At 47.3% G+C, this 26,371-nt stretch carries 19 protein-coding genes; 11 read left to right on the top strand and 8 right to left on the bottom strand.

Annotated features, from left to right (window positions below; genetic code table 11):
* Positions 1-24: 24 nt before the first annotated feature.
* Positions 25-606, bottom strand: coding sequence for an electron transport complex subunit RsxA (gene rsxA, locus TERTU_RS06735; RefSeq protein ID WP_015817194.1), 582 nt, complete (start codon positions 604-606; stop codon positions 25-27).
* Positions 607-1,001: 395 nt separating this feature from the next.
* On the opposite strand from rsxA, the gene nifL reads away from it, so the two are divergent.
* From nifL to TERTU_RS06690, 9 genes are all read left to right on the top strand, one after another.
* Positions 1,002-2,612, top strand: a complete 1,611-nt coding sequence (gene nifL / locus TERTU_RS06730; RefSeq protein ID WP_015820457.1) for a nitrogen fixation negative regulator NifL — start codon at positions 1,002-1,004, stop codon at positions 2,610-2,612.
* A 65-nt stretch (positions 2,613-2,677) separates the two neighbouring features.
* On the top strand, positions 2,678-4,255 hold the full coding sequence (gene nifA, locus TERTU_RS06725; RefSeq protein ID WP_018013627.1) for a nif-specific transcriptional activator NifA: 1,578 nt from the start codon (positions 2,678-2,680) through the stop codon (positions 4,253-4,255).
* Between the two features lie 319 nt (positions 4,256-4,574).
* Positions 4,575-6,071 (top strand): nitrogenase cofactor biosynthesis protein NifB, encoded by a 1,497-nt coding sequence (nifB, locus tag TERTU_RS06720; RefSeq protein WP_015820366.1) that lies wholly within the window; start codon positions 4,575-4,577, stop codon positions 6,069-6,071.
* 27 nt (positions 6,072-6,098) lie between these two features.
* Positions 6,099-6,377 (top strand): 4Fe-4S dicluster domain-containing protein, encoded by a 279-nt coding sequence (locus TERTU_RS06715; RefSeq protein ID WP_015819691.1) that lies wholly within the window; start codon positions 6,099-6,101, stop codon positions 6,375-6,377.
* Positions 6,377-6,793, top strand: a complete 417-nt coding sequence (locus TERTU_RS06710; RefSeq protein WP_015819235.1) for an ArsC/Spx/MgsR family protein — start codon at positions 6,377-6,379, stop codon at positions 6,791-6,793. Before TERTU_RS06715 ends, TERTU_RS06710 begins: the two co-directional genes overlap by 1 nt.
* The gene (locus TERTU_RS06705) at positions 6,793-7,383 is read left to right on the top strand and encodes a nitrogen fixation protein NifQ (protein ID WP_015818508.1); all 591 of its coding nucleotides are present in this window, start codon (positions 6,793-6,795) and stop codon (positions 7,381-7,383) included. The genes TERTU_RS06710 and TERTU_RS06705 overlap by 1 nt, the downstream gene beginning before the upstream one ends.
* Positions 7,380-8,126 carry an ankyrin repeat domain-containing protein gene (locus tag TERTU_RS06700; RefSeq protein WP_012779309.1) on the top strand — a complete coding sequence of 249 codons (747 nt, stop codon included), beginning with the start codon at positions 7,380-7,382 and terminating at the stop codon, positions 8,124-8,126. Before TERTU_RS06705 ends, TERTU_RS06700 begins: the two co-directional genes overlap by 4 nt.
* A gap of 23 nt (positions 8,127-8,149) precedes the next feature.
* Complete coding sequence (gene grxD, locus TERTU_RS06695; protein WP_015817230.1) at positions 8,150-8,476, top strand: Grx4 family monothiol glutaredoxin; 327 nt, start codon at positions 8,150-8,152, stop codon at positions 8,474-8,476.
* A 249-nt stretch (positions 8,477-8,725) separates the two neighbouring features.
* Complete coding sequence (locus TERTU_RS06690) at positions 8,726-8,995, top strand: BolA family protein (protein ID WP_015820517.1); 270 nt, start codon at positions 8,726-8,728, stop codon at positions 8,993-8,995.
* Between the two features lie 229 nt (positions 8,996-9,224).
* Here TERTU_RS06690 and TERTU_RS21245 read toward each other — a convergent pair whose 3' ends face one another.
* Together TERTU_RS21245 and TERTU_RS06685 are read right to left on the bottom strand one after the other, a co-directional pair.
* Entirely contained in the window at positions 9,225-9,983 is a 759-nt protein-coding gene (locus tag TERTU_RS21245) for a metallophosphoesterase (protein WP_015816789.1), read from the bottom strand.
* A 766-nt stretch (positions 9,984-10,749) separates the two neighbouring features.
* The gene (locus TERTU_RS06685; protein WP_015819415.1) at positions 10,750-11,055 is read right to left on the bottom strand and encodes a phosphopantetheine-binding protein; all 306 of its coding nucleotides are present in this window, start codon (positions 11,053-11,055) and stop codon (positions 10,750-10,752) included.
* Between the two features lie 235 nt (positions 11,056-11,290).
* On the opposite strand from TERTU_RS06685, the gene TERTU_RS06680 reads away from it, so the two are divergent.
* Positions 11,291-12,001 carry a 4'-phosphopantetheinyl transferase family protein gene (locus TERTU_RS06680; protein ID WP_228378282.1) on the top strand — a complete coding sequence of 237 codons (711 nt, stop codon included), beginning with the start codon at positions 11,291-11,293 and terminating at the stop codon, positions 11,999-12,001.
* A gap of 159 nt (positions 12,002-12,160) precedes the next feature.
* Here TERTU_RS06680 and TERTU_RS06675 read toward each other — a convergent pair whose 3' ends face one another.
* From TERTU_RS06675 to TERTU_RS06665, 3 genes are all read right to left on the bottom strand, one after another.
* Complete coding sequence (locus tag TERTU_RS06675) at positions 12,161-15,400, bottom strand: NACHT domain-containing protein (RefSeq protein ID WP_015818816.1); 3,240 nt, start codon at positions 15,398-15,400, stop codon at positions 12,161-12,163.
* A 796-nt stretch (positions 15,401-16,196) separates the two neighbouring features.
* Positions 16,197-17,462, bottom strand: coding sequence for a sensor domain-containing phosphodiesterase (locus TERTU_RS06670; RefSeq protein ID WP_015817844.1), 1,266 nt, complete (start codon positions 17,460-17,462; stop codon positions 16,197-16,199).
* A gap of 530 nt (positions 17,463-17,992) precedes the next feature.
* Entirely contained in the window at positions 17,993-18,748 is a 756-nt protein-coding gene (locus TERTU_RS06665; protein WP_015819701.1) for an SDR family NAD(P)-dependent oxidoreductase, read from the bottom strand.
* Positions 18,749-19,275: 527 nt separating this feature from the next.
* Here TERTU_RS06665 and TERTU_RS06660 point away from each other — a divergent pair.
* On the top strand, positions 19,276-22,233 hold the full coding sequence (locus TERTU_RS06660; RefSeq protein ID WP_015820392.1) for a TonB-dependent receptor: 2,958 nt from the start codon (positions 19,276-19,278) through the stop codon (positions 22,231-22,233).
* Between the two features lie 570 nt (positions 22,234-22,803).
* On the opposite strand, the gene TERTU_RS06655 is transcribed toward TERTU_RS06660, so the two are convergent.
* Both TERTU_RS06655 and TERTU_RS21975 read right to left on the bottom strand, forming a co-directional pair.
* A complete protein-coding gene (locus TERTU_RS06655; RefSeq protein WP_015820771.1) occupies positions 22,804-25,776 on the bottom strand; it encodes a TonB-dependent receptor domain-containing protein in 2,973 nt (990 codons plus the stop codon).
* Positions 25,734-26,153 (bottom strand): hypothetical protein, encoded by a 420-nt coding sequence (locus TERTU_RS21975; protein WP_041590096.1) that lies wholly within the window; start codon positions 26,151-26,153, stop codon positions 25,734-25,736. Before TERTU_RS21975 ends, TERTU_RS06655 begins: the two co-directional genes overlap by 43 nt.
* Positions 26,154-26,371 lie beyond the last annotated feature (218 nt).

The following is a 26,371-nucleotide window of genomic DNA, read 5'->3' as shown; positions in this document are numbered from 1 at the left end:
TCCTGTATTACGTTAAGACTTAAATTACACACCTTTAACCAAGCCGCTAAATCCGAGAAAGGTCATCGCCAACAAGCCCGCAGTCACAAGCGCCACTGGAGGCCCGGCAAAAGCCTTTGGAACCTGTGCGAGTAGAAGTCGTTCACGAATGCCTGCGAATATCACCATAATCAGACAAAACCCCAAAGCCGAGCCAAGACCAAATACCAACGCCTGAAGAAAGCTTTGTTGCTCGCGCACACTTATAAGCGGTACACCGAGAACCGCGCAGTTAGTAGTAATTAAAGGTAGGTAAATCCCCAGCGAACGGTACAAAGCAGGGCTGAATTTTTTGATCGCGGTTTCAGTAAACTGAACGACACCAGCAATAACCAGGATGTACGAAAGTATCCGCAAAAAACCGATATCCAGAGGCTGCAATACATACGCCTCCAACAACCAACTGCAGCCGGATGCGAGTGTCATGACAAATGTCGTCGCGGCACTCATGCCGATGGAAGTGTTCAACTTTCCGGACACACCCATAAATGGGCACAAACCCAAAAACCGAACCAAGACCACGTTATTCACCAAGACGGTACCAATAAGCAGGCTGATATACTCCATCGTCATGTATCCCCGTCGCTACAAAATTGTTCTTGATAGCGGCGATGCATCTTGTGTGCCACGGGATTTTGGCCCGCTTAGTTTGTCAGTTTAGATACGTTTTTTTTGATCTAGCTTAATTAGGTTGGGTGAAAACGCCTAAATCTGGGGTTTATCACAGGCGATAAATTGTCGCATTAACGACAAAATAAAAATTATGTAGCACTGATATTTTGTCGGCTAGGCAACAATACAGCGCATTGTCACATTTCAATCACGGCTTTCCGGGCGATTTGTCGCCCGGCACATTTATTGCTGTTCCTGATACGGATGGTGCCAAGCATTCATGGATGCAACAAAATGATTTAAGCGCCAAATAACTCACATCGTATATTCGAATTCCGGAACGCACTGCTATGAGAACACCAGAGTCGCAATCAGCAAAAACCGGCGCCGAAGAAGAAGCCTCTTATGACTTAAGTAGTTCCCTCGACTCCGCTTCAAATAAAAACAAAATTTTCAGTATCAGCAATACGGACCTTTCCCCCGAGGTATTTCATCAAGCGGTGGAACATGCCCCCGTGGCAATCTCCATCACAGACCTGCAGGCAAATATTCTTTACGCGAATCGCGCTTTTAGCAAAGTAACGGGTTATAGCAGCGATGAGGTGATTGGCAAAAACGAGTCAATTCTCTCCAACCACACTACACCACGGCTCGCCTATCAAGCCCTGTGGGGAAGATTACTGCAGAAAAAAACTTGGTCGGGATTACTGGTAAACCGCCGCAAAGACGAATCTCTCTATCTCGCTGAGCTTTCTGTCGCGCCCGTTCTTAATGAGGCGGAAGACGTTGTTTATTATTTGGGAATGCATCGCGACTCCAGTGATTTGCACGAACTCGAGCAACGGGTGAACAACCTGTCGCAAATGATTTCCACTGTAATTAATTCGTCACCTATTGCCATAGCTTTATTAGATAAAGCCAGTAACATTATATTAATGAATCCCACGTTTCAGAAACTGGTGACAGACCTCGCGCCAGATAAGTCACTCGAAGACGCAAAGGAGATATTGTTCCATTTGCTGGGAGAAGACTACGCGACTCTAAAGGCAGACGGCATTGGTTTCCATAGCCATGAAGTCACTTTTGCTGAAGGCGGGCCCAACCAGCGGTGGTATGTCTGTAATGGTACAGCTATCACGCTTGAAGATGAGAACCCTGGCGGCTTTTTTAATCAGCCAGAATCGCAACACAATTTGCTGACGATCGACGACATCACCGAGTTTCGCAAACGACAGCAGGATTCACAGCTCAACGCACTCAAGGCACTCATTGCAGAGGAAGAGCTCGCGCATGCGACGCGCGAAACCTTTAACGGGGCTATTCACAGCTTACAAGGGCCCGTCAACCTTATTGGCGCCGCACTTACTATGCTCGAGCGGCGCCCAGAAAAATTTAGTCAGGACGATCCCGTACTGCAAGCGTTGCGGGACGCACAAACGGCAGGCAATGAAGCACTCGAAAACCTTATATCGTCATTGCCTGTAAGCCAGGAACAGACAAAAATTCCCGTCAATATTAATGAAGTTGTACGCAATGTTATTTCCCTAAGTACCCAAAAGCTGTTGGCGCATGGTGTCGTTATTGATTGGCAGCCTGCAAAGTATTTACCGACAATTGCAAGCAGGGAAGGCAAGCTGGTTAGCGCATTCCGCAATTTAGTAGACAACGCGATAGAAGCAATGAGCGATAGCCACATCGTAAATCGCGAATTGATAATTCGCACGTCTTCAGATAAGCATGTGGTGCGCGTAGAAATTATTGACAGCGGCCCCGGCATACCAGAGCAATTAAGATTTAAAATTTTTGAGCCTTTTTTCAGCACCAAGACACCACACAAAGGTGGCCGAGGTATGGGCTTGTCCATGGTACAGGAAACAATACTGGAACACGCAGGTACCGTTACGGTAAACAACAAACACACTCCTGGTTGCTGCATGGTCGTAGAAATTCCTTACTGCTGATGGGTAAAACCTTCAGTTGACGATCCCTTAGGCGTGAAAAACAAGTTGCAGAGACAATGTTAAAGATGAATACGAAAAATTCTGTGCTCTCTCCGCCGAAGTCGGTTACGCGCACCGAACTTCTTGAAAAGGAAATGCTCGCCGTTAGTAGCATTTCTCAGATCATATGTCACTCAGATAATATTGAAAAAACATTTCAGGAAGTGCTGCAGGTACTCCATGAAGTTGCCGGTATGCAGCACGGGCTCATCTCCATCAGTGATCCAGAATACAGTGCCGTACAAGTGTCAGCCATTTATAGCGGGGACGGCGACAACGTAAAAGTCGGCAATGTTAAATACCGTAGTGGTGAAGGGATTATTGGCCGCATCCTAAGCCACGGTAATCCGATTGTTCTTGGCCGCATATCAGCGGAGCCGAACTTCCTCGACCGCTTGGCACTGTACGATTTCGAACTGCCCTTCATTGGTGTTCCGATTGAAAACAACGAAGGCCTTATTATCGGCGTTCTCGCGGCTCAGCCAGACACACCTGCGGATGATTTACTCAACGAACGTACCCGCTTTATGGAGACCGTGGCTCATCTGCTGTCGCAAACAGTACGGCTTTTAATAAATGTCGAATTGGGCGAAGAAATAGCCAGCGAGCGAGATGAGCTCAGACGGGAAGTTCGAGGCAAGTTCGGCTTCGAGAATATGGTTATCGGCCATACCTCATCTATGCGACGCGTATTCGATCAAGCACGACGCGTGGCAAAATGGGATAGTACCGTACTGGTTCTCGGTGAATCGGGCACAGGTAAAGAACTTATATCCAGTGCAATTCACTACAACTCGCCTCGTGCTAAACAGCCTTATGTGCGGTTAAATTGTGCGGCTCTTCCAGAAACGCTTTTGGAATCCGAACTCTTTGGCCATGAAAAAGGCGCGTTTACCGGCGCGATCAAACAGCGAAAAGGTCGTTTCGAACAAGCCCACGGCGGTACGCTCTTCTTAGACGAAATTGGTGAGATTTCTCCCATGTTTCAAGCTAAGCTTCTGCGAATTCTGCAAGAGGGGGAGTTTGAACGCGTTGGAGGAACCCAGACAATCCGCGTCGATCTGCGCATCGTAGCGGCCACCAATCGCAACCTGGAAGCTGAGGTTGAAAAAGGCAAATTTCGGGAGGACTTGTACTACCGTTTAAACGTAATGACTATCAAGATACCTCCATTGCGCGAACGGCGTGCTGACATTCCTGAGCTTGCTGAATTTTTACTTTCCAAACTGTCAGACAAACAAAATCGCACCCTAACCCTGACCAATAGAGCAATTGGAATGCTGATGAATTACAGCTGGCCCGGGAACGTTCGAGAACTCGAAAACTGTCTTGAACGGGCGTCGATTATGAGCGAAGACGGTAGTGTCGACTGCGACGCAATTTCAATGACGGGCTTAAACCAGGAAGTTAACCCTCATCCATCCCACATCAATATTCCGCCAACAGATCTGACAGATGAAAACCTGGATGAGCGCGAAAAAGTCATTGCAGCACTTGAACAGGCTGGATGGGTTCAAGCCAAAGCAGCGCGCCTCTTGGGTATGACACCTCGTCAAATTGCTTATCGTATTCAAACGCTGAATATCAACGTCCGCAAGATTTAACCCAGGTACGCAATACCTTTTTGTCGTCATCGACCGGGTGGACTTCGTTCGCTTTCAATTTCCTGAGCGAAAAGAATACCCCGTTTGTTCGTACTCCAGCGATGTAGCGTCACATAGACACAAGGATGTGTCGTACACCATACAAGCTTTACCTCACGCTTTGTATGGAGACCAACAAAAAACCTTTCAAAATAGAACATTTATCCTTTTAAATCAGATACTTATAATCACGGCATAACGATTGCTAAATACCATGTGAATATCCTTTTAGCTCACGGGTAGACGCGCAAAGTCACGCTACCCTAACTGGAGAGTCGTTATGGAACTCGAAGTTATTGGACAAGAAAGCGGCGGCGGCTGCTCATCAAGCGGCTGCGGAAGCACCGACGATCAGCTGTCTCATCTTCCGCAAGATATCGTAGACAAAGTTCAGAACCACCCTTGCTACTCCGAAGAAGCACATCACTACTTTGCACGTATGCACGTAGCTGTTGCCCCTGCTTGTAACATCCAGTGTCACTACTGCAATCGCAAATATGATTGTTCGAATGAATCTCGACCAGGTGTGGTTTCAGAGCTGCTTACACCAGAACAAGCGGTTATGAAAGTGCGCGCAGTTGCCGCAAATATTCCCCAGATGACCGTACTTGGTATCGCTGGCCCTGGCGACCCCCTTGCCAACCCCGAGCGAACATTTTCCACGTTCCGTATGCTGAGTGAGCAAACGCCAGACATCAAATTATGTGTATCAACAAACGGTTTGGCTCTGCCTGAATCAGTTGAGGAACTGGCGAAACACAATATCGACCACGTGACTATTACGATCAACACTGTAGACCCAGAGATCGGTGCAAAAATCTACCCCTGGATTTACTGGAACAACCGTCGTATCCGTGGTGTTAAAGGCGCAAAAATTCTGATCGAACAACAACAAAAAGGCCTGGAAATGCTGACTGAACGCGGCATTCTGGTAAAAGTTAACTCGGTAATGATTCCTGGCGTAAATGACGATCATTTGAAAGAAGTCAGTCGGATTGTTAAGCAGAAAGGCGCATTCCTACACAACGTAATGCCTCTAATCGCAGAAGCCGAACATGGCACTTTCTACGGAGTAATGGGGCAGCGCTCTCCAGAACCAGAAGAACTGCAAAATCTGCAGGACGCATGCTCGGGCGATATGAACATGATGCGTCATTGTCGCCAGTGTCGCGCAGATGCGGTTGGTCTGCTTGGTGAAGACCGCGGTGAAGAGTTCACCATGGACAAAATCGAAGAAATGGAAATCGATTACGAAGCCGCTATGCAAAAACGCGCTGTTATCCATCAAGGCATTATTGAAGAGCTGAACGAGAAGCACCAGAAGCGCACTCAAATTGCCGGCATGTCTATCCCATCTAACGAGCCGATTATCCCCGCTGACACCCGTCCAGTGCTGATGGCGGTCGCAACTGCTGGCGGCGGTATCGTAAATCAGCATTTTGGCCACGCCACCGAGTTCCTGGTTTACGAAGCATCACCCAACGGAGTTCGCTTTATTAGTCACCGTAAAGTAGACCAATACTGTATTGGCAACGACACCTGCGGCGAAAAAGAAAGCGCACTCGACGGATCTATTCGTGCACTCAAAGGTTGTGAAGCAGTCCTCTGTTCGAAAATAGGTTTTGAGCCTTGGGGAATGCTTGAAGACGCTGGCATTGTGCCAAACGGAGAGCATGCGATGGAGCCCATCGAAGAAGCGGTTATGGCGGTATATGAAGAAATGATTACCACCGGCAAAATCGATGAACATCCCGTTGCAATGAAAGCGCAGGCATAAGCCTGCGCCCAACCTCAGGAGTTTCTCATGGCTGTTGAAATTGTTGATTTGTGCGTGAGCTGCTGGGCTTGCGTCGATGTGTGCCCAAGCGAAGCAATTGCCAAAGGCGGCAAGCATATGCAGGTAAATGCCAAAAAATGTACTGAGTGTGAAGGTGATTTCGCCGACCCTCAATGTGCCAGCATTTGCCCAATAGAAAACTGTATTGTTGATGCGGGTGGTCTAGCGTTTAACCCACCGGGATCGCTTACAGGTATTCCGCCTGAACTTCTCGCTGAGGCGATGAACGAGATTCAGGCTCGCTAATGCAAACACTGGTGTTCTTTGAGAAGCCCGGCTGTATATCCAACGCCAAGCAGAAGAAGTTGCTCAGCGCGGCCGGGATTCCCTTTACCACTGAAAACATTCTCGAATATGCATGGGATCCGCTGAGCCTGGCTCCTTTTTTCAGTGGTACACCGGTAGTTGAATGGATTAATCCCAACGCTCCTGCTGTGAAAGACGGCGAGATTGATCCAACGCAAGTAACAGAACACGAAGCTCTCGCTATGATGGTGAACTCACCGATTCTCATTCGCAGGCCGCTAATTCAGGTCGGCAATTTGAAATGGGCTGGATTTGACCTGCCATACATTGCGGAGATACTTGGCGTATCAGGCGACTACGCGAGTACGCAAGGCATTGAATCCTGCTCACACCCCCAAAAGGGAGAATGCGACTAATGAATGCGCCTGAAACCAGCCTAAGCAGTGCGGGCTTTTTTTCCAGTAAGCTTGAAGGGCCACTACCGAATCAAGGTTTTCTTGCCACCATCTTGATAGCGCAGAGAACGGGCCAAGGCTGCCTGCCTTATACCCTAGGGTTAAGGGACGAAGATTACCAAACCATGTTGGAAACCTATTTCTCTGCTATCAGAGGAATGATCGACAGCCCTGGTAACTTCCGTGAACAACACGCGATCCGCCAGGAATTACTGGAATTGCGCAGCCAGGAGTTCGGAGAGTTGACCGAACTCCTGGTTCAAAATTCCCAAGGTGTACATGCCTCTGAAGCCTGGCTAGCACAGATAATTGCCGCAGGATGTATGGGCGGTGATCACCTTTGGCGAGACTTGGGGCTAGTCAACCGGGAAAGCTTGAGAGCAATGTTTGTGGAAAATTTTCCCGACCTTGCGGAGAAGAACAACGCAAACATGCGCTGGAAAAAGTTTCTTTATCGCCAACTTTGTGAAACAGGTGGCCATTTCGTATGCCGGTCGCCCAGTTGTGAAACATGTCCAACTTACGATGAATGCTTTGGAGAGGAAGTATGAACCATTTTAAGCGTATCTCAGTCGATGAAGCAGACCAGATACTTGCCCGCTTCCCAGAGGCGCTGTTGCTTGATATCCGCGACGAACGCAGCTTCCAAGAAAGCCATCATCCTCGCGCGCAACTGCTCACCGATGCAAATTTGCGCAAGATAATGAAAAACACCGATAAAACCTGTCCTGTTTTGATCTACTGCTATCACGGTAATAGCAGTCAGGATATCGCGCGTATGTTTGCAGATTTCGGCTTTAAGCAAACCTACAGCGTAGATGGCGGTTACTCTGCCTGGAGTCACCACATCAGCAGTGAATTTCAGGTCGGTGAAAAGCTACAAAATTGGCTTGATAGTAAAGGTTACGACGGTGGCGATATCAATGCCCGAATTGACGATTGTAACCGGACAGCAATTATGATTGCGGCGAGAAGCGCAGATTCAGAGATTGTAAGGGAGCTGGTCAATGCCGGCGCTAACCCTAACCTGGCTGACTGTGAAGGTAATAACGCACTCTGGTATGCGTGCATGAGCCAATGTATTGCCTGCGTAAAACTAATGCTCAAGGCCGATGCTGAGGTGGATAATCATAATATTCACGGCTTTACACCGCTGAACTATTCCGTAGGTATGGACGATATTTTTAACCTGCTGGCAAACTATTTTTGTGACGATTCTCTTCTTCGACTCCACGCTACTGGTGGAGACGAACAGAATCACAACTTAATTGCGACACCGGCAGTTGCACTATAAACCCAGAGGTTAAGGAGAAAAACATGGCTACTACTGAAGAAAAGATACGCGAACAGATTTCCAGCAACTCAATCCTGTTGTACATGAAAGGTACTCCGGAAGCACCCGAGTGCGGATTTTCTGGCGCTACCGTTACTGCACTTAAGAAAACTGGCCACGATTTCGCTTACGTAAATGTACTTGCAAACCCCTTTATCCGGGAGCGCCTGCCAAAGGTATCTAATTGGCCGACCTTCCCTCAGCTCTTTGTAAAAGGCGAACTCGTGGGTGGATGCGACATCGTTTTACAGATGGTAGAAGATGGCTCTCTGGATCTTCTCTTGGATGAAGTCGAAGAAAAAGCCAGCTAAGCCCCTTGTAGCCGCGTTAGCTTCTATCTGGAAGGCTATCGCGGCAGCTTTCTTTGCCAGCAGAGACGCTTCCGGGAATACTTTCTACCGAACTCGTTTCCGCCGCCTGAGCGCTCTACTCCCTAATGTATTGTACCCAAACCACAGCTCGCACTGCGGTAGATACCGTATACCTTCAAATTAAATGCACAAATCAAATGCCAATTTTGCGTAAGTATTCTCCCCAAACTTGAACCCGAGGCGAACAACATGGAAAAGCAGGAAATTATCGATTTAGTTAAAGTGGCAATGCCCGATGCTGCGGTTGAACCAGAAGGTGCCGATTGCAGTTTTACACTTAATGTCGTCAGTCAGGCGTTCAAAGGTGAGAAACTACTCGCCCGTCAACAAAAAGTTCTAAAAGTTTTTACGGATCAACTGCAATCAGGAGCACTGCATTCACTTTCGGTTCGTGCTTACACTCCAGAGGAATGGGAAAAAATATTAGCCAACCAGAAGTCAGTTCAAATAGAAATGTAAAATCGGTTGGATTCTGAAGGAACCTGAGATCGGCAGCATCTTTGACAGAACTACTGAACGTTTAACGAATTATTTTAACTCAACCAACAGAAGATCCGTTGCCTGTTTCAGGTGTTTTTTAGTTCGCCAAAACAGAAATCACCGCTTCCACGCTAGTATGCCGACCTCTAGCTAGACATTAACAGAGCATGCTATAGCTATACTTTGAACGGGGAATCACTTTTCCCAATTAGAGATCTTCGATTACACACTGTAGACGCTTATCAATCCAGGTTTCTGACGGATAACCCTGAGCATTGTTAATGTATCTTACGCCGTTCAAGTGCAGATCTCTGTTCACATGACTATGGCCGTATATGTGAACTGACGAGCCCAGTTCTCGTAATTGTTCGTCTATTCTTAAACTTCCTAGGACGGGGTAAACGACGCGATGACGTGGAGGTATATAGTGCGGCATTAAATCTATTCTTGGTACAAAATGTGAAAAAGTGACCACTCGTTTTGCAGTACTTCTTTCAAGTGAATTTTGAGAGAGAAAGTACTCGCATACATCTGAAGTAGTGCTCAAATCAGACGGCCACCTGCAATTTCTAAAATCCATCCATGCGCGCTGCAGCTCTATCGTAAGCGATCCAAAACTGTAATCGTACCACCCCAAAAGTGGAATAATCTCTGTCGCTCCTATGTGAGATCGCGAAATTTGTATACCGTACTGTCTACAGATAGACTTCAGCAGGCCAAATTTTTTTATTGAGTTTTCACTACCACATCGGTTAACCCAAAGATCGTGATTACCCGGCACAAAAAAAACCACCTCGAAACGCTTGCACACCTGCTCAAAACAGCGCTCAACTCTGGTGATAGAATCCGATACGTCTCCCGCTAAAATTAACGCGTCATTGAGGTAATCGACTTTAGAAAGTTGTCCCAGCCAGGACTCGTTTTCCTCAAAATCAGTGTGGATATCAGAAAGGGCGAATAAGCGCATGGCAACGTAATTTTAGCGGGCAGTAAGTGTTGTTATGAATCCAAGCAGAGTTAAACATAAACAAGCGAAAAAGCCTAGTTTAAGCCTAACAAATAGCTTCAAAGACCGGTTTTTCAAAGTTGCGCAGCAAAGCAGGCAGATTGAAGGCTTACATCTGAGCATATGCGTTGAACCGACCTAAACAGGAACCCAAACACTTTTAAAGGAAAAGTGCTTAGCGAGGTTTTTCTCATCTGGCGACAGCTCAAAATAAGTTCAGTAGGTTGCGCTCGCCTAGCCCTTTTTTTCCGAGTTGAATGGATCGGGATTGGGGGAGGAAAAAAAAGAGAGAAAGAAAGCGCACAGTTTTCTATGTAGAGGGGGCTTATTAAAAGGCTAGCAGATGTTGTCCATCACCAAGCAAAGCAGGCCATGAAAAGCGCTGCAGATTGAACTCACGAAATCGAAAGGACAAGCCGCCGGATGCGTTGCCACACAGCGAGTACTACTGAACCATCAATGTAGCCGCTTCCTAGCTCCTACTCATGTGTTATAGCCGTCTATTTTCTAGGTGCCAACCCATAATCTCCACAGAGTGTGACAAGGGGCCTGTTCAAGTAAAAGCTGCAAGCCAATGAAGTGAATCTTAACTCAAATAATTTTTGGCCATTCAATTAGATTTTTCAGATGCACAGAGCGTGTGATGTTCTTACCGATGGGCGGCTCGACAACGGATGTTACCCATGAAATACACTTGTGCAGCTGAAAACCTGATCCAATCAGACATTCAAAAATTAATCTGCGACTTGGTTTCACTCATTTTGTGGCTATGAGGAAAGTTCAAACTGCAAAATAAGGTAACTATGTCACGAATATTGTTTGCTTGTACGAATACGTCAATCGAGCAGTGAACGTCTAACTGCTCCATCACGATATTGGCTATCTGGCAGTAATCGATAGAACTCACGCCGAGATCGACCAGGTAAGCATTTTCCAGGCGGTGCTCGTCCCACCCTTCCATTTCCTCCCGTGCATAGGGTGATACATCCTTTATTGCTTTTACGAGAGCATTGAGCACAAGTTGTCTGTCCATTAGTTAACTCCAAGTTAAATCAGGGTTGTCGATTCAACATGCTATGAATAGTTGTTATCATAGCCTGCACCACACCCGGCGAATAAGGATAAGTATCACCGGTAATACGTGAACAATTTACAAGTTTCACCAACTATACGTCAGACTGAATCCAACCCGGCGGATAGCAAACGCTTCACTGAAATCAAATCAGCAAAGTAATATTCAAACCTCACTACAAACCATACTGACCAATATGACCTCTGGCTTTTTAATCTCCCAGTCCACTCGCCCTTGGATGGACACCGATATCTCCTGGTGCGACTGCAAGTTCGACGCAAATCACTATCAAGACAGCCTCTACGCTGCGTATGGTGTGTCGAAACCGCCCTCACTTCAAAACGCTGTTGTTAAGCGCAAAGCAGAATATCTGGCGGGGCGTTTATGCGCGTTCTCAGCGCTGGAGCAACTCAAACTAAAGCCCCAAGATATTTCTTCAGGAAAAATGCGCAACCCAATATGGCCGGCACACGTCCTCGGTTCGATCAGCCACTCCAACGATCGGGCCGTCGCCGTGGTAACGACCTCTAGCACACTTAGAGGGGTTGGCATCGACATTGAAAAAAAGATCGACACCGAACGAGCCCACAGTCTTAAAGACAAAATAATCAATGCCCAGGAGATAAGGCGATTCGCAACAGAGCCTGAGGAATTCGGCTACTGGTTTACCATTGCTTTTTCAGCCAAAGAAAGCTTTTTTAAAGCCGCATTTCCAACTGTACAAGCCTATTTTGATTTCGATGCCGTAGAGATTTCTAGCATTGATACGGCCACACAGGGACTGCAGCTGACCGTAATAAACAGCCCGCATCCCTCACTTCCAAACGGATGCAACTTCTATGCGCAATACGCATCGCTCCCGGACGATATGCTCGCAACCTTTCTTACTCTGCCGGCTCTTGACTAGGTTCGGTCGCGCAAGCGATAGGGCATCGCGTTTTTTGGGTGTCTAAATTTCAAGGCTGTTCCTAACCCATTTCCAACTGATCCCCGAAGTTTTTTGCCCACCAAAAATCCGTCAGCGATGTATCGCGAAAAACTTCAGATTATCCATTGGATAATAGCACTAGTGGGTTAGATTCTCGTCGTGCTGCTTGTCGCCATCGGCATCCGCTTTATCCAGGATTTCATTAAAACGGCCTTCGCCTAACACACTTTTTATAACTGTTAGTTTTTGCTGCAGTTCTTTTAATTGCGCATCTTGAGAAGCCGCTTTTGCCCGTGACCAAAGTTTGCTCATTACGGGTAAAGCTGCCTCATAATTTTGCATCCCATAGTCGATGTCGCACTCCACGTTTATCAAAAGATCCTGCAAATGTGGAGGAGCGTCTTGATACGCTTTGATTTCGTATAACAGTTTGTGCGCCCGTTCAAACTCTTCTGCAGCTACCTGCGAGAGTAAAATCTCGATCTGTTGTTGTAGTTTAAAGCCGGGTTCCGCGTCTTCGTAAGGAACATCATTTAGTAGTTGATCCTCAAGAAGCCAGGCCTGTTCTTTGTCGCCTGATGCACGATGAAACCGAACCAGTGCTTTCAATGAGGCAACAACCCTTGGCCAGGATTCATAATAGCGATACACACCTAGTGCCCGCTCGGCTACCATAATGCATTCTGCCCAGAATGTATTACGTTCGTAGTACGCTAATAAAAATGTCGCCAATTGATGGAAATACGGCAGCGCACTAGTTGAAGCTGTCGCATCTAGTTCCGAATAGCTTGTGCGACAGCGCTCAGCCGTTGTAGCAATCCACTCGACGTCTATTTCAGGTGGCATCCTATTCAACTCAGCAGCAAGCGCGAGCCATGCGACAACGTGGTCTTGTGAATAATCGCGATCGGGAAGCGGATGGCGGTGAAGCAGTTCCAAGCACCAAGTTGCTAGCTCGGGTACCAACCCGACTGGCATAAACAACCGTTCGATTGCATTCTTAACGCCGAAAAATTCAGGAAATTTATAGTTATGCCAAAGCCGCTCGAGATGTAATACCCAATCTGCTCTATTTACGACCAGGTAATTTAATATCTCACTGTTATTCTGCTGGCTCACCCTACCCGATAGAAAACAAAGCGATTCACATACCCAACCACTAAATAAAACCGCGTGCTCATCATCAATTTGAGCTTGCTGAGCCACGATAAAGTCGATTTCATCACGCCCGAGCATATGTCCCAGATTAGAGCGGCGGAGAAAGCCATGCTGATAATTCTTATCAACCCAAGCTTTATAATTCTCGTTCGTAGATTCTTCTCCACAGAAAGTGTGCCAGTAGCTGTCGTTTTGCTGGATTACAGCGCCTAGCATTTCCATCAAAACCGCGGGCGATTGTGCTAAAAGAGAGAAAAAAACCTGTTCATTTTGGGTGAGAGTGGCCCAATATTGCTGATAAAAACCTTCTTTAACAGAGCCGTGAGGATAATCCGTCAATCGCGTTAATAGTTCCTCGACAGAATACAGCGAGAGTTCCGGAACTAGTTTTTTCTGCAACCACGGATTTCCACCGCAACGCTCGGCAACCTGCATCGCAGGCGCAAATATATTTTGTTGAGAGAGTTGAGCAACGCGAATTGATTCACAAGCAATCAATCTTCGGTCAATATTAATTAATCCAGCGAGCTGAAATGACTTGTAATCTTCCGAAAATACGTCTTTTCCGGCGGTAATAACGATTTGATTGAATCGCTCCAGTAAATTCACCACATCGTGAGAAACCGGATGCAAGTCAAAGTCGTCGAACACAAAGCAACAGCGTTTTTGTGCAAGTGCTTCAGCGAAGTTATCCGTATCCTCTGCACCTGCCTCTAGTACCCCCGCGGTCATATGAATGATGTCGGCGAGTTCGTACGAAAACCTTTGGCAGGAAAAATAGAAGGCATAGTCGACTTTTTCTGCGGCTGCTAAATAGACCGCAACACGTTGCGCGGTATACGTCTTTCCCATTCCCTCAGAACCGACGATAGCGACTTTTCCACCGTGTGTTTGGCAGTAATCCGCCACAGGAAGTGCAACATTATCGCTCGTATTTCCAGCGCACGCAGAAAGTCGTTCAAGATCAAAGCCGAAAATTCGTTCTTTAAGCGCTCCCCAGCCAACAGGGGTGTCACTAATCTGGGAGTCGCCCTGCCGAAAAAATCGCACCTTCTGCTGACCAAAATGCAGAAGTAGCGGCCACATTGGGAATGGCACAGGTGATGGATTAAATGATTCGTCCAGGGAATTGCGTTGTAACTCTTTTCTCGCCTCGACCACGGCCTGCCCCAGTTCAACCGCAAGGGTTAAAGCACGATAAACCGAGTGAAACACCACGCTTGAAAATTGCGGCAGCACAGCTTGCGAAAGGCCAAGTATATTACCCTTATAGGCCCGGCAAGCGGTTTGTGTAATCGCATGAAAACCGCGTTGATGTGGTACTGCAAGACCTTGCTCGTTCACATACTCACGTACATCCATAGCAACACATCCCAAAGATGCAGATCCACATGCTTGGAGTACGCCTAGTAAATCGTGGCGTTGATCGTTAACCAGATAATAGATATTACCCTCACCAATGCAAACATCACCGAAGTAATGCAAAATATGTATGGGCTTCTCCAAGACCTGCAGCCTGTTGTTCAGCTCCTCTGGCGACGGATTCAGCATCAATTCATAAATAAGGTTACCACCTTCGCTAACCGCGCGGTTAGCGAAGCCAACAGCTTGGCTGAGATGGTTGGTATCCACAGCGCCGCCCGACTGAGCAACTACCCACAGTACGCGCATGGCAGACGTCTGCGAATCAATAGGGTCCCGCGCTTGCTCACCCAGAAGCGATGAGAGCTGGCCGGACATTGGATCATTGGCGACTAAACCTAACTCGATTTCCGAGTCAGGTTCACCGTATAACTGAGAGTTGGTCCGTGAAAATCGGCTGACGCTGGCCGAAAGCACATACTTCGTATCTGGCAACACTACAGTTTCCCAAAATTCCTCAAAGAAATCAGAATCGTCAGAATCAATAGAGACTTCCAATTTGGCAAACCCTGCCTGCTCTATTTCTTGGACGATTTTCATTAATTCATGATCCTCGCCCAACAGATTATCAGCCAACCGCTGCCCACCGGAGATGAGCTTTTCGGCAATATTCAGCACAGTCTTATCTGGCTCAGGGTCACTCGGAACATCAGCATAAAACGAGGCAAACGCCTGGCGTAATGCTTTGCTGTGGGGGGAATCGAATGCATCTACGTGGTACGCAATAATCTGCCCCTCTTTTTCGAGTTGTACCAGTACCTGGCGAGTTTCCCTTTTTTGCTGTATACGCAGATGCATTTGTTCTCCTGGATGGGCTTTGACTATAGCCCGGCAGAAATTAATTCAATAGATGACCTTAGCTATTGAGTTACACGCTTATTACACACTAAATTCATCCGCAAATAGTATTTAGTTTCAATCAGTTAAGCCAGCCCTCGATCTAAAGCGTTGAAGCAGCGTATCGGCTGCCCACTTCGCATGAAGTATCCCGAGGGTTGGCACGCGAATTTTTACAGATAGCTCAGCCATACACAACGGCGCTTCCATTTAAAAAATCACCGTTATTTAATCAATACTTGAAAATGCCAATTTCGCACTCGCGGACAATGGATTGGCTCACTCACAAACGGAGCCAAACCCATAATAAAAAACTATTATAATTTTTACTAACTCGTGACCACTCAAAGTACCCCCTCGTTAACACATTTATATTTCCTCTTAATGTACGCACACACGCAGATCCCCCTGTACAAATCACCGTCAACATGAAAATCGTTACAAAGTGAAAGGAACAAGCCACAGCCTCTAACCGTGACATCAAAGGTCCAGCTGATGCCAGGTCAACTAACCTGCCTATTGGCGCTCATTTCTTCTTTAATTATTGGATAAAGGGAATTTTTCGGAGGAGCTTTCGCCAACGAAGATGTTTGCCCACCAGCGTCCCAGCGCACTACGAAAGCCGCGAAGAACTAATGAGATCGGTTAGCGGAAAGGATATGACAAAAGATGAAACAACTGTGCGAAACCTAGTTACCTAACATCTAGCAATCTATAGTACGGTTTTTATATAGCAAGCAATTTACTGCAAGCACAACTAATCCAGAACCGGAGCATCCCAGGTGGAAAAATACGCAAAAGGGTAAGGTTTAGAGATCAAATAGCCCTGAATCAAGGTAACACCCAAGTGACGTAGTGTTCTAAGCTCTTCTCGAGTCTCAACGCCCTCAGCAATCAGTTGATACTGGCACCTGTGCGAAAACTCAACCAACGCCGAAGCAAGTGCCTGCTTATCGGAGTCGCGATCAATATTGCGGATCAGACTTATATCTAGCTTTATTATATCTGGCTTCAAAAGCAAAATATGCCGAAGGCTGGCGTAACCCGCACCAGCGTCGTCCACTGCCAGCCGGGCCCCCCGATCTCGCAGCGGTGCCAGGATCGCACCAATCGCTGAGTAGTCTCGAACTACATCGTGCTCAGTAATTTCTAACACCAGATTACTTAGGTCATCGATTCCGGAAAATATGTGCGCAAGCTCCCCTGTGCACGCCAACCCAGGTGAGACGTTACAACTCAGATACTGCCCTCGCTCAAACTGACGAAGATATTCCAGGCCCTTCGCAATAATATGGCTATCTAAGAATCCACCCAAGCCTATCGCTGTTGCTTGTTGAAAGAGCTTTTCTATTGGCAGAAAGTGCACTCTTGTACGACAGAGGCATTCGTAACCAACGGTCCTACCTGCTTTCACATCGAAAATAGGCTGAAAATTCAGGTCAATTTTCTTGTTGTGGACAAGTGCACGAATTTGCTCATGCAAGGTTTGACGGCGCAATTCCTCATCCCGACTTTGCTCGATAACTATCGCCGCGATATCTGCGAAAACGCGCATAAACCCTAGATCTTTGTCACAAAGACTGTAGTTCGGCACCCGACTGAACCCACAGAAAGTGCCGAACACACGCCCATCTGAAAACTTTAATGGCACACTAACATGTGACCCAACGGGCACAGCGCGCGTCGCTTCTATTTGCAACGCCAACAGGTTATCTTGCGCGTTGCAGATAAGTTCCGGCAGCGTACCATCCACAATACGCTTGCAGTAACTCTCGTCTAAAGGATTGCTCGCGCCTACAGAAACGATGTCCACATCCGCCTTTGATTCCACATAACGAAAGACCCTGTGTCCATCAACGAATTCGGAAATAAAAGACACTTCAAAGTCCATCCGCTCTTTGACGGACGCCAACAGGTGCTTCAGTACGAAATCTGCGGAGCTTTCTTTTTCAGACAATACACTATCAATAGCAGAACCCAGGCGCTTTGCTGGGTCTTGGACATTATGGGGAACGGAAGACATATCTGCTGCCTGTTAGTTGGAGCGGTATTTCAATGGCACCTTTTTAGCCTAATCCCAAAGTGCTAAAAATCAATCTACCGCTGTGTTTTTGGCACATGTATCTACATCAGAGCACCTCGGACTCTAAGCGGGGAAGCGTGCGATAGATAAATATTGCAGCAACTTTTGCGTCTCAGTTTGGCAAGGCGCTGTCTTAATGTACTGGGTGCTGTTGCTAGTCGGTACTAGATAAGAGCTGTAACCAAGTGCGGGAATGGGAAATAAATCGAATAGCAGGAATTATATAAAACTTACGCAGGCTGACATCCGCCGGCCGGCGCCGATTGAGCGGTTAAATTCAGCCCCGTCATTGCCCAAGGTGAAATTTAAGCCATTCAAGTATAAGAACCTACGTACGTTTCACCATTATGCATAAGGCGTGCTGCTGAATGGACAGAACCATCTATTTAATTGGCGGGCTATAAAGGTTTGTTTAGGAACCTCTGATTAACCTAGTAATTCCTTTACATTTAATGGCACCCAAATTCCGGCTAGTAGGGAACGACACGGCCATCCCAAGCGAAAACCCGTCCGTTCGCCTCCGGCCCCAGCGACTCCACTACCGATTGAAGCTGCTGGGCTGCGAACTCAGCGCTAAACAATTTTCCTTTGGGAACCCGGCTCTGAAAGGGTTGGGATAAATCGCTGTCTACGGTTCCCGGGTGAAGGCCCACCACAAGTGCATTGGGATTCGCTCGGCGAGCTTCGATACTGGCTGTCTTCAACAGCATATTCAATGCAGCCTTAGAGGCCCGGTAGGCGTACCACCCGCCAAGATGATTATCTTCAATACTGCCCACTCTCGCGGACAAAGCAGCGAATACAGACGTTTCATGTTTTGCCAGCAGCGGAATAAAGTGCTTTGCAACCATGGCAGGATAAAACGCATTCACCATAAAAACAGTGGAAAGGCTTTCGTAGGAAAGCGCCTTCAAGCTCTTCTCTGGCGTAATACCATTTGAATGAAGCATACCGGTAGCGACTATAACGCGGTCTAAAGGGCCGCTGGCGGCAACTTCTGACGCCAACCTGCGCACTGACTCATCGGAAGGGACAAACAGGGTAGACTCTCCAAGTTTGTCCGCCACGTCCTTTATACACATCGCGTGCACATTATTCTGATGCTCCCCCCCAACAAACTGCCCTTCCCTGCGTGTTAGGTTGTAAACACTATTCGATGGATCCTTTGCATAAACGCTAACCAGAGCGCGTCCTATAGCACCGGCGCCAATTACCACGATTCTCATAAAAACAGCTCCAAAGCACAACTTAATTTGTCGCCCAGATGTATTACGTTGGTGCCTCTTATCCGGCTCAGTCACCTAACAGAGACCAGACCATTGACGAACACCTGTTTCAAACTGGTGCATACCCAAATGTCGCTAGCCAAGTTTCGATGATCCAAATAGCGCATTCATTTTGATTGTATACAACAAGCTGATTCGGATTTCACAAATATCAACGGTACGGCGCCTAATATCGCGTTTTAAGACGCACACAACGCCCGCGATCACCTTCTCTTCATTTAATTTGTGTATAGGCACATTTGTTGCGAGTCCGGCGCCACAAAACAAAATCTTTCATCACTTCAGCATCTCGTTAACTCGTTAAATTAATTATTTTTTATCCAATTGGGGGTAATTGCGTTCAACTAAAACACGAAATCAAATGCTCAAGAATAACCTAGGCAACAATTCGCTAATTCAAGAGGGAGGCTAGCCAATACCTATAAAAGAATGGCGGCATAACAGCACAATAAACACGAGGAAACTTCATGAAAAACTATAGTAAGCTTTTTATTCTGCTCATGTGTTTTATTTCGGCAATCGCATACGCCGACAAGGGATCGTTAAAAATACTCGTTACTGATGAATCGGGAAAGCCAATATCAGGCGCGAAAATCGAGGCCAAGAGCCCCGATAGTCTCGGTACAAGAACTGCGACCACAGACAGTGACGGAAACGCTAAAATTTTCGGCTTGGATCCATCCCACCAATATTCTGTGACGGTTAGTAGCGAGGGTTTTAACCGCGAACAACGTACAGATGTCATTGTTATTTCAGACCAGACTTTTCAGCTTGAATACAACCTAAAACCTATCGCGGTGGGTTACGAGGAAGAGATGGTCGTCGTCGGTCAACAGCTTGCAGCAGTCGATACCACCTCCGCCACAGTCAGTCAGGACATTACGCTCGACCTAACTGAGTCGCTTCCGACACAGCGGACCTTTCAGTCGTACTTGCAGCTGGTACCAGGGGTTAAACCCTCACCCGATAACAACCCGTCATCAAAATCCGGCGTTAACTATTCAGACGCCACCAATGCCGAAGGTGACACATCGGGTTACTCAACTGATAACGTGTATTACATCGAAGGTATCGACGTCACCGACAACTATACAGGTACGTTCGGTGCCAACATCAACTCTGAAATAATACAGGAGCAAAAAGTTATTACAGGGGGCATTCCCGCAGAGTATCGAGGCACGGCAGGTTTAATCTCCAATGTAATAACAAAATCAGGCGGTAACGAATTCCATGGATCAGTGAATTATTATTTTCAGAATGATGGCTTGGTTTCCAGCAACAAACACACGGAAGATGAAACCAGCTTCTCAACCTATGATGCAGCATTCACTCTAGGTGGACCAATTATCCAGGATAAATTATGGTTTTTTGCCTCCTATCAGAAAAAAGAGCGCACTGAAGACGTACAGAAGCTGGACGATAACACCAAGCAGCGTAGTGTAACCACAGATCGCGATCTTGGCTTTTTAAAGCTATCCTGGCAAATATCTGAGCAGGACCGCCTTACAGGCATGTACTTCAATGACCCCGTTTCAATCGATAGCGCGGTTAGCCCAGAAGTTATTAATGGCCGTAACTATACCCGCGATCAAGGGGGAAACAACTATCGTTTAGAGTATTCCCACGTGCGTGACAACCTTCAGGTAAGTGTGCACACATTTAAGCATGACGCGGAACTAAGTCGTACACCAACAGATCAGATCAACCCCCGAAACGATGTAATATTTCTGGCCGGCGAGTACAGCCCCACTCCAGAAGAAGCGCAGCTTGGTGGCTTTGGTGCTCAAACCGAAGAGTACCGACGCAAAGAGCAACACGGCATTAAAGGTCAGTGGGTACTTGAAACAGGATTCGGTAGTCACGAATTTAAGTCCGGATATGAGATGTCAGAAGCCGAGCGGGAAATCAACTCTCAATATCTTGGCGACAGTGCTCTGTACACGTCAATCAGTCCGCTCCACTCTGGTATTACTCTCGGTGAGTACACAAATACCGACTGGATTGGTGATGCGGAGTTTGTTGAAGATGACTATGCGCGTATTCTTACTGAAATAGAAGCCTCCGGCGACTATGACTACTATGTCGATCTACTGGATGCGGATGATGACGGACTCACCGCCGAAGATATGGCGAATATAGTTTTCAACAGCACGGAAGGTAACCCGAACGGACAGATCAACTCTTATCGTACGCTGATGGTTACGACTGAGCCCGCCACGATGAAAATCAAAGGCAACGAGTTTTATGTTCAGGATAAATGGAACCTAGATAAATGGACCGTAAACCTCGGTTTCCGCGCAGAAAAATGGACACACTACGCGAGTACGGGCGAAAAAATATTTACATTCGACTGGGAAGTCGCACCACGCCTAAGCGTTGTATATGAAGTAACCGATGAATCCAAAGTCTGGGCCTATATGGGCCGGTACTTCGATCCAATCCGTACCGATATGACCTCCTTCGCAGGTACCTTGACGGGTCCGTTGCGTGAAGAACAGGTTTTTATTGGCGACCGTTGGCAAACTTACCGCTACCGCGGCGGCTCAGTTAATCCTGATGCCTATTTTGCACCGTCCACCAAAACGCCCTATACCGATGAAATCCTCATCGGGTACTCTCAGGTTATCACCAGCGATATTACCGGTGAGGTGACTTACAGTCGCAGAAAAACAAAAGACCTGCTAGAAGATTATGATCTCGGCTTATATACCGACCCAGAAATCGCCGGTGACCTTGCATTGCCGTTATCGTATTTTGGTTATGATGAATTACCCGACTCGAACTACGTTATCGGTACCCTCGCTGGTGGCGAGCGCAAGTACCAGGGCTTCGAGTTTACCCTGCGTAAGCGTAAATCCGACAACTGGCAAATGCTTGCGTCATACACCTATAACGATGCGGAAGGTAATTCCAACTCGGACGGTAACGCCGATTTCCAAGGCGACGTCCTCTGGCTGGACCCACGCGCACCTGGCATGTACGGTGAGCAACCTGGAAATATTAAACATATTTTCAAAGTCGCAGGCTCCTATACGTTCGATTTTGGATTGGAGCTGGGCGCGAGTTATTTCTGGAACTCTGGCATGCTCTACAGCAATACCTTTTCGGCCTCAGGCCGACACCTGCCATCTAGGGTAGACAGTGCCTACGAATGGGGTGGTGTTGAAACCCGCTGGGTAGACGAAGGCAGTGTAGGTAGCAGTACAACGCCATCTTACGGAACCCTGGATTTACGCGTGAAGTATGTATTGGATTTCTCTCGCTATCAGGCAGAATTCTTCCTCGATATCTATAACGCACTGGATGATCAGGCCGTCACCCGAGAACAGGATCTCGCAGCAGGTGACGCGTTCACGAGTTACGGCGACGCCCGAGCATGGGTAGAACCTCGCCGCATGTACCTTGGAATGCGATTTTCGTTCTAATTCATGGTATAGCGCTGCTAACGTTCAAATAATTTAGCGTGTATTTTTAAGCAGCCCGCTGACGAGTTTAGCAGCGGGCTTTTTAGTACTTGGTGCTGGCGCATAACTTTTGGCGTCGGCGAGTTCTCACCACAGCACTCTATCGCATCTCAGTCAGAGAAGTTTTTCTCTTAGTTAAATATTTGATTCCCGCGCAAAGACCTACACCTAACATTCCCAGATACGACACAACGAAAGATGGATAACATCGGGGAGGCACTAGCGCTTTCTTAAATTGCAGTTAAGACTCTCCATACACGCGGCAACCTCAACAATTCAATTGTCGTCACCACATATGAATCTAAGTTCAACATGATCGGACCCGAATATTCTATGTCTTGAGGAAATTTTCTTTTTTAGCCTAGCTAGCCAGTGATTTTGCGGTAGAAATTTTCAGTGGTATTACGCTGACAATCAAGTGCATATTTATCAGCAACAGTTCTGAATTCCAGGATGATCACGCAAGCCAATTTGCGGGCACAAAAAAAGCCCCAGCAAGCTGGGGCTTTTGATCAACTAAAGCAATTGCTGTTAGAACTTCGCTTTAAAACCAGCGTAGAAAGAACGGCCGATTGCGTCGTATACACCAGCAACAGTCTCAGTACCGGTATCACTGTTTGTAAAGCCCGAAGAAACGATGGGTGGATCTTGATCAAACATATTTTCCACACCAGCAAACAGCTCGATATTACCACTCATAATATCACGCAGGGTGTAACGCACCTGCATATCAGAATAGGTAATTGCGTCTGTATAACACTCAACGCTGTACTCTACACAGTCTTCGTTAGATACATCGGTGTCTTCGATTCGCGATTTGCCGATATATCGCATCTGCCACTGAACAGTCAGGTCTTCCAACTTATAGCGCAAGGTAGAAGTGAACTTGTTCTTAGCGTTACCGATTTCACCTCTTTCGTTATCTGGTTCCTCACCACGCAAGTTAACAATTTTATACTTATTAAGATTCGTGTATGCGAGGTTCCAGCTGATAGCACCCGGTACCGAGAACGCCATCTGCAAGTCGTAATCAAGGTCAATCGCGACATCTATACCGGAAGTACTGATTTCACCAACGTTTGCGGACCCAGAATTCACTTCCTCGAGAGCACCACGGTAAGGGTGTGTTGAGGGGTAGCGAGTAATTTGGTCACAAAATTGATTGTTAGGGAAACTCGCAGAACCATAGCAGAGGTCTGCTACATTGTTCTGAGTTACGGTAAAGATAGCGTCATCCACCTGAATATCCCAGTAATCTACGCTGACAGAAGCTGACAGGCTGTCTGGCAGGTAGGTAGGAGTGTGAACAAAGCCAAAGGTGTAGGTGTTCGCGGTTTCTTCATACAGCTCTGAGTTACCGCCAAGGAAACCAGTGGTACCCTGCAGCTCTGGCTGCGACAATGTGAACTCACCAAACTCTTCGATTCGAGCAGCGATTTCAGGAACCGCTCGGCAGTTATCTGCGACCACGCCCTGGCTTGCCGCGGTAATGCCGTTACAAGGGTCATTAACCTGCGAGAAAGTTTGCGTACCTGGATCATACAATTCGTCTACGCCAGGCGCCCGCACCGCTTGCGCAGCAGAGCCGCGAAGCAAGATATTGTCGTTAACCTTAATATCTAACTTCCCTTCATACGTAGACGTTGTGCCCACTGTCGAGTAGTCGGACAAACGGCCAGCAAGACCTAACGAAGCGCTCTGAACGAAGGTATCTTTCAGAAGCGGTACGTTAACTTCGGCGTAAAATTCATCTACATCGAACTGACCTTTTACATTCGGTGATGCGTTCGAGGAGTTCAAGCCGCGAACGGTCAGTGCATCGTTGCGAGCAACAGAACTTTCTGAACGGGATTCAATACCCGTTGCCACTGCGAGATCGCCCGCAGGCATTTCGAAGAGAGCACCGGAAATGTTAGCCTGGAAAACCTTCTGCTTGACAGTCGCATTTCGGGTTTGATCTGCAGATACATATGCCACAGCTTCTGGACTAGCACTGTTGAAACCGAAAACGTTCAAAGGCATACAGCCGAACTCTCGAGCTGTCGCATCAACACAACGAATTTCGCCAGGATTATCAGGGTTTTCTTCGGAAAGCAGTGCATAGCGCATCGCGGTAATATCTACTTGCCCTTGAGAAACCTGGGCTTGAGTAGTTTGACCGTAGTTATAGCTAACGTCCCAGCGCCACGAATCATCAGCAAATTGGCCTTCCAACCCGAATACAGTTCGGAAAGTCTGACGTTCGTTCTCAGAGCCACGTCCACCAAATTCAGACAACCGGCGGACAAACGAAACGCCGTCAAGGCCGTTTGCAGTTGCAGCATCATAAATTTCTTGAGGCATATAGGGGTTAGATATCATGTCCCCAGCACTGTTTTCGTACTGTAGAGGAATACCACCGTTATTGGCGTCGCCGAAAATATCGTACGAGTCCATTGGGAAAGGCTCTAACTCTGATTTAGTTTTCGTAGTGGTATAAGTACCTTCTATGAAAGCGCTAACAGAGTCGTTGAAATCGTAGTGCGTATTCGTGGCAAGCAAAAATCGCTCAGTTGGAATGGCAATCAAACGGTAATCCATGCGGTTGAAACCATCCGCAATGCCTTCGTCTCCAGTACCATTATTATCGAAATGGTCGATCAGAATGCCATTGCCAGGACCTGGACGGTAAGTGTAGTTTGCTGAACTTGAGCCTGTGCCAGTCACATTAAAGCGACCTTGAGGAGGATAGCTGGAGTAATAAGGCGCGTAATGGTCAAAGACTTCACCGTCGTCAAGAACCCAATATGAGCCAACCGCGTCAACAGCGGTGCGTTCACGATCGCGAGAAAAAACGGCTCCCTGGTCGGTGTAGCCGAAAAAGACAGTTGCGTTACCTTTCTCATCAGAGAAGTTGGAGCCCATCAACAAGCCGAAATCGTACTCTTCACCGTCGCCTTCACCAGTGACCTCATACCGGCTGCTTAATTCGACGCCTTCGAAGTTCTTTTTGGTCACGAAGTTAACAACACCAGCAACCGCATCGGAACCATATACTGCGGAGTTACCACCCGTGGTAATTTCCACTCGCTGAATCATCGCAGAAGGGATTGCGTTAAGGTCAACTGCAGAGCTACCTGGCACACCCGCAACAAACCTACGACCATTTACCAGCACCAAGGTACGCTCAGCAGCAAGGTCGCGAAGGTTGACATTCACAACACCAGAGTTGGAGATATCAAAGTTAGAGTTTGTCCGATTGAACAGGGGTGTACCTGCTGCAGGCAATTGGTTGATCGCGTCACCGATATTGACTTCAGCACCAAGGTCCAAATCAGCAGCGTTCAATACCTGAACAGGGGTAACCGAGTCCAAACCGGGTTGATAAATCCGGGAACCGGTAACCAAAACTTCCTCTGTCAATTCAGCGCTCTGTTCCTGAGCGATCGCCCCAGAAACCTGAACACCAGCAATCAATGCGCTTATGGCACCGCTGATTGCCATGGATAGATATTTTTTTTGCATATATTTTCCCCAAGAGAGATTTTTAGCTTTAACTGCGTAAGTGATGCTTCCGAACACGAATGCGGTGGCCGGGATAACGGCGCGTACTCACGTACTGGATCACAATTGCGCAAGAAAGCAAACTTTATACCACCGATAAAGCAAGCGTTTGCTCGCGTTTCACGGGGCATTTTTTCATATCGGCTCGTTAATAACGCAAAAAAATGCGCCAATAACGAGCAGATAGAAATATTTGCACCATTTTGGTTTTTATAGGCATTCATAACAATACAGCCACAAGGCGTTTTCAGCAATCCATCAAGGCGTGCTGGTGCCGCTTTTTGGCGCGGAGCAAGCCTGGAAAGCAAAGACTTGCGCGTATAACCTTTCGGAGGCACATAGCACGGCACAGAATGACAGCAATTCCGTCAGCCAATGGCGCGTATTTCATCTAACCTTATCATATTCTCAAGCCATACCAAATTAACCGCCAAGCGAATTGTGTTTTATGGCGCCCACCCCCTGAACTGATCATTTTTTCATGCTTATTTCCCAGCTGGCAGTTGGCTCGCAACCCGACCAAAAGCGAATTTTGAGCCTCCCGGCGAGATAGCTT

Origin of the sequence: Teredinibacter turnerae T7901, from assembly GCF_000023025.1 — a bacterium.
Classification (GTDB): Bacteria; Pseudomonadota; Gammaproteobacteria; order Pseudomonadales; family Cellvibrionaceae; genus Teredinibacter; species Teredinibacter turnerae_B.
This window is presented reverse-complemented; position numbering and strand designations above follow the sequence as displayed.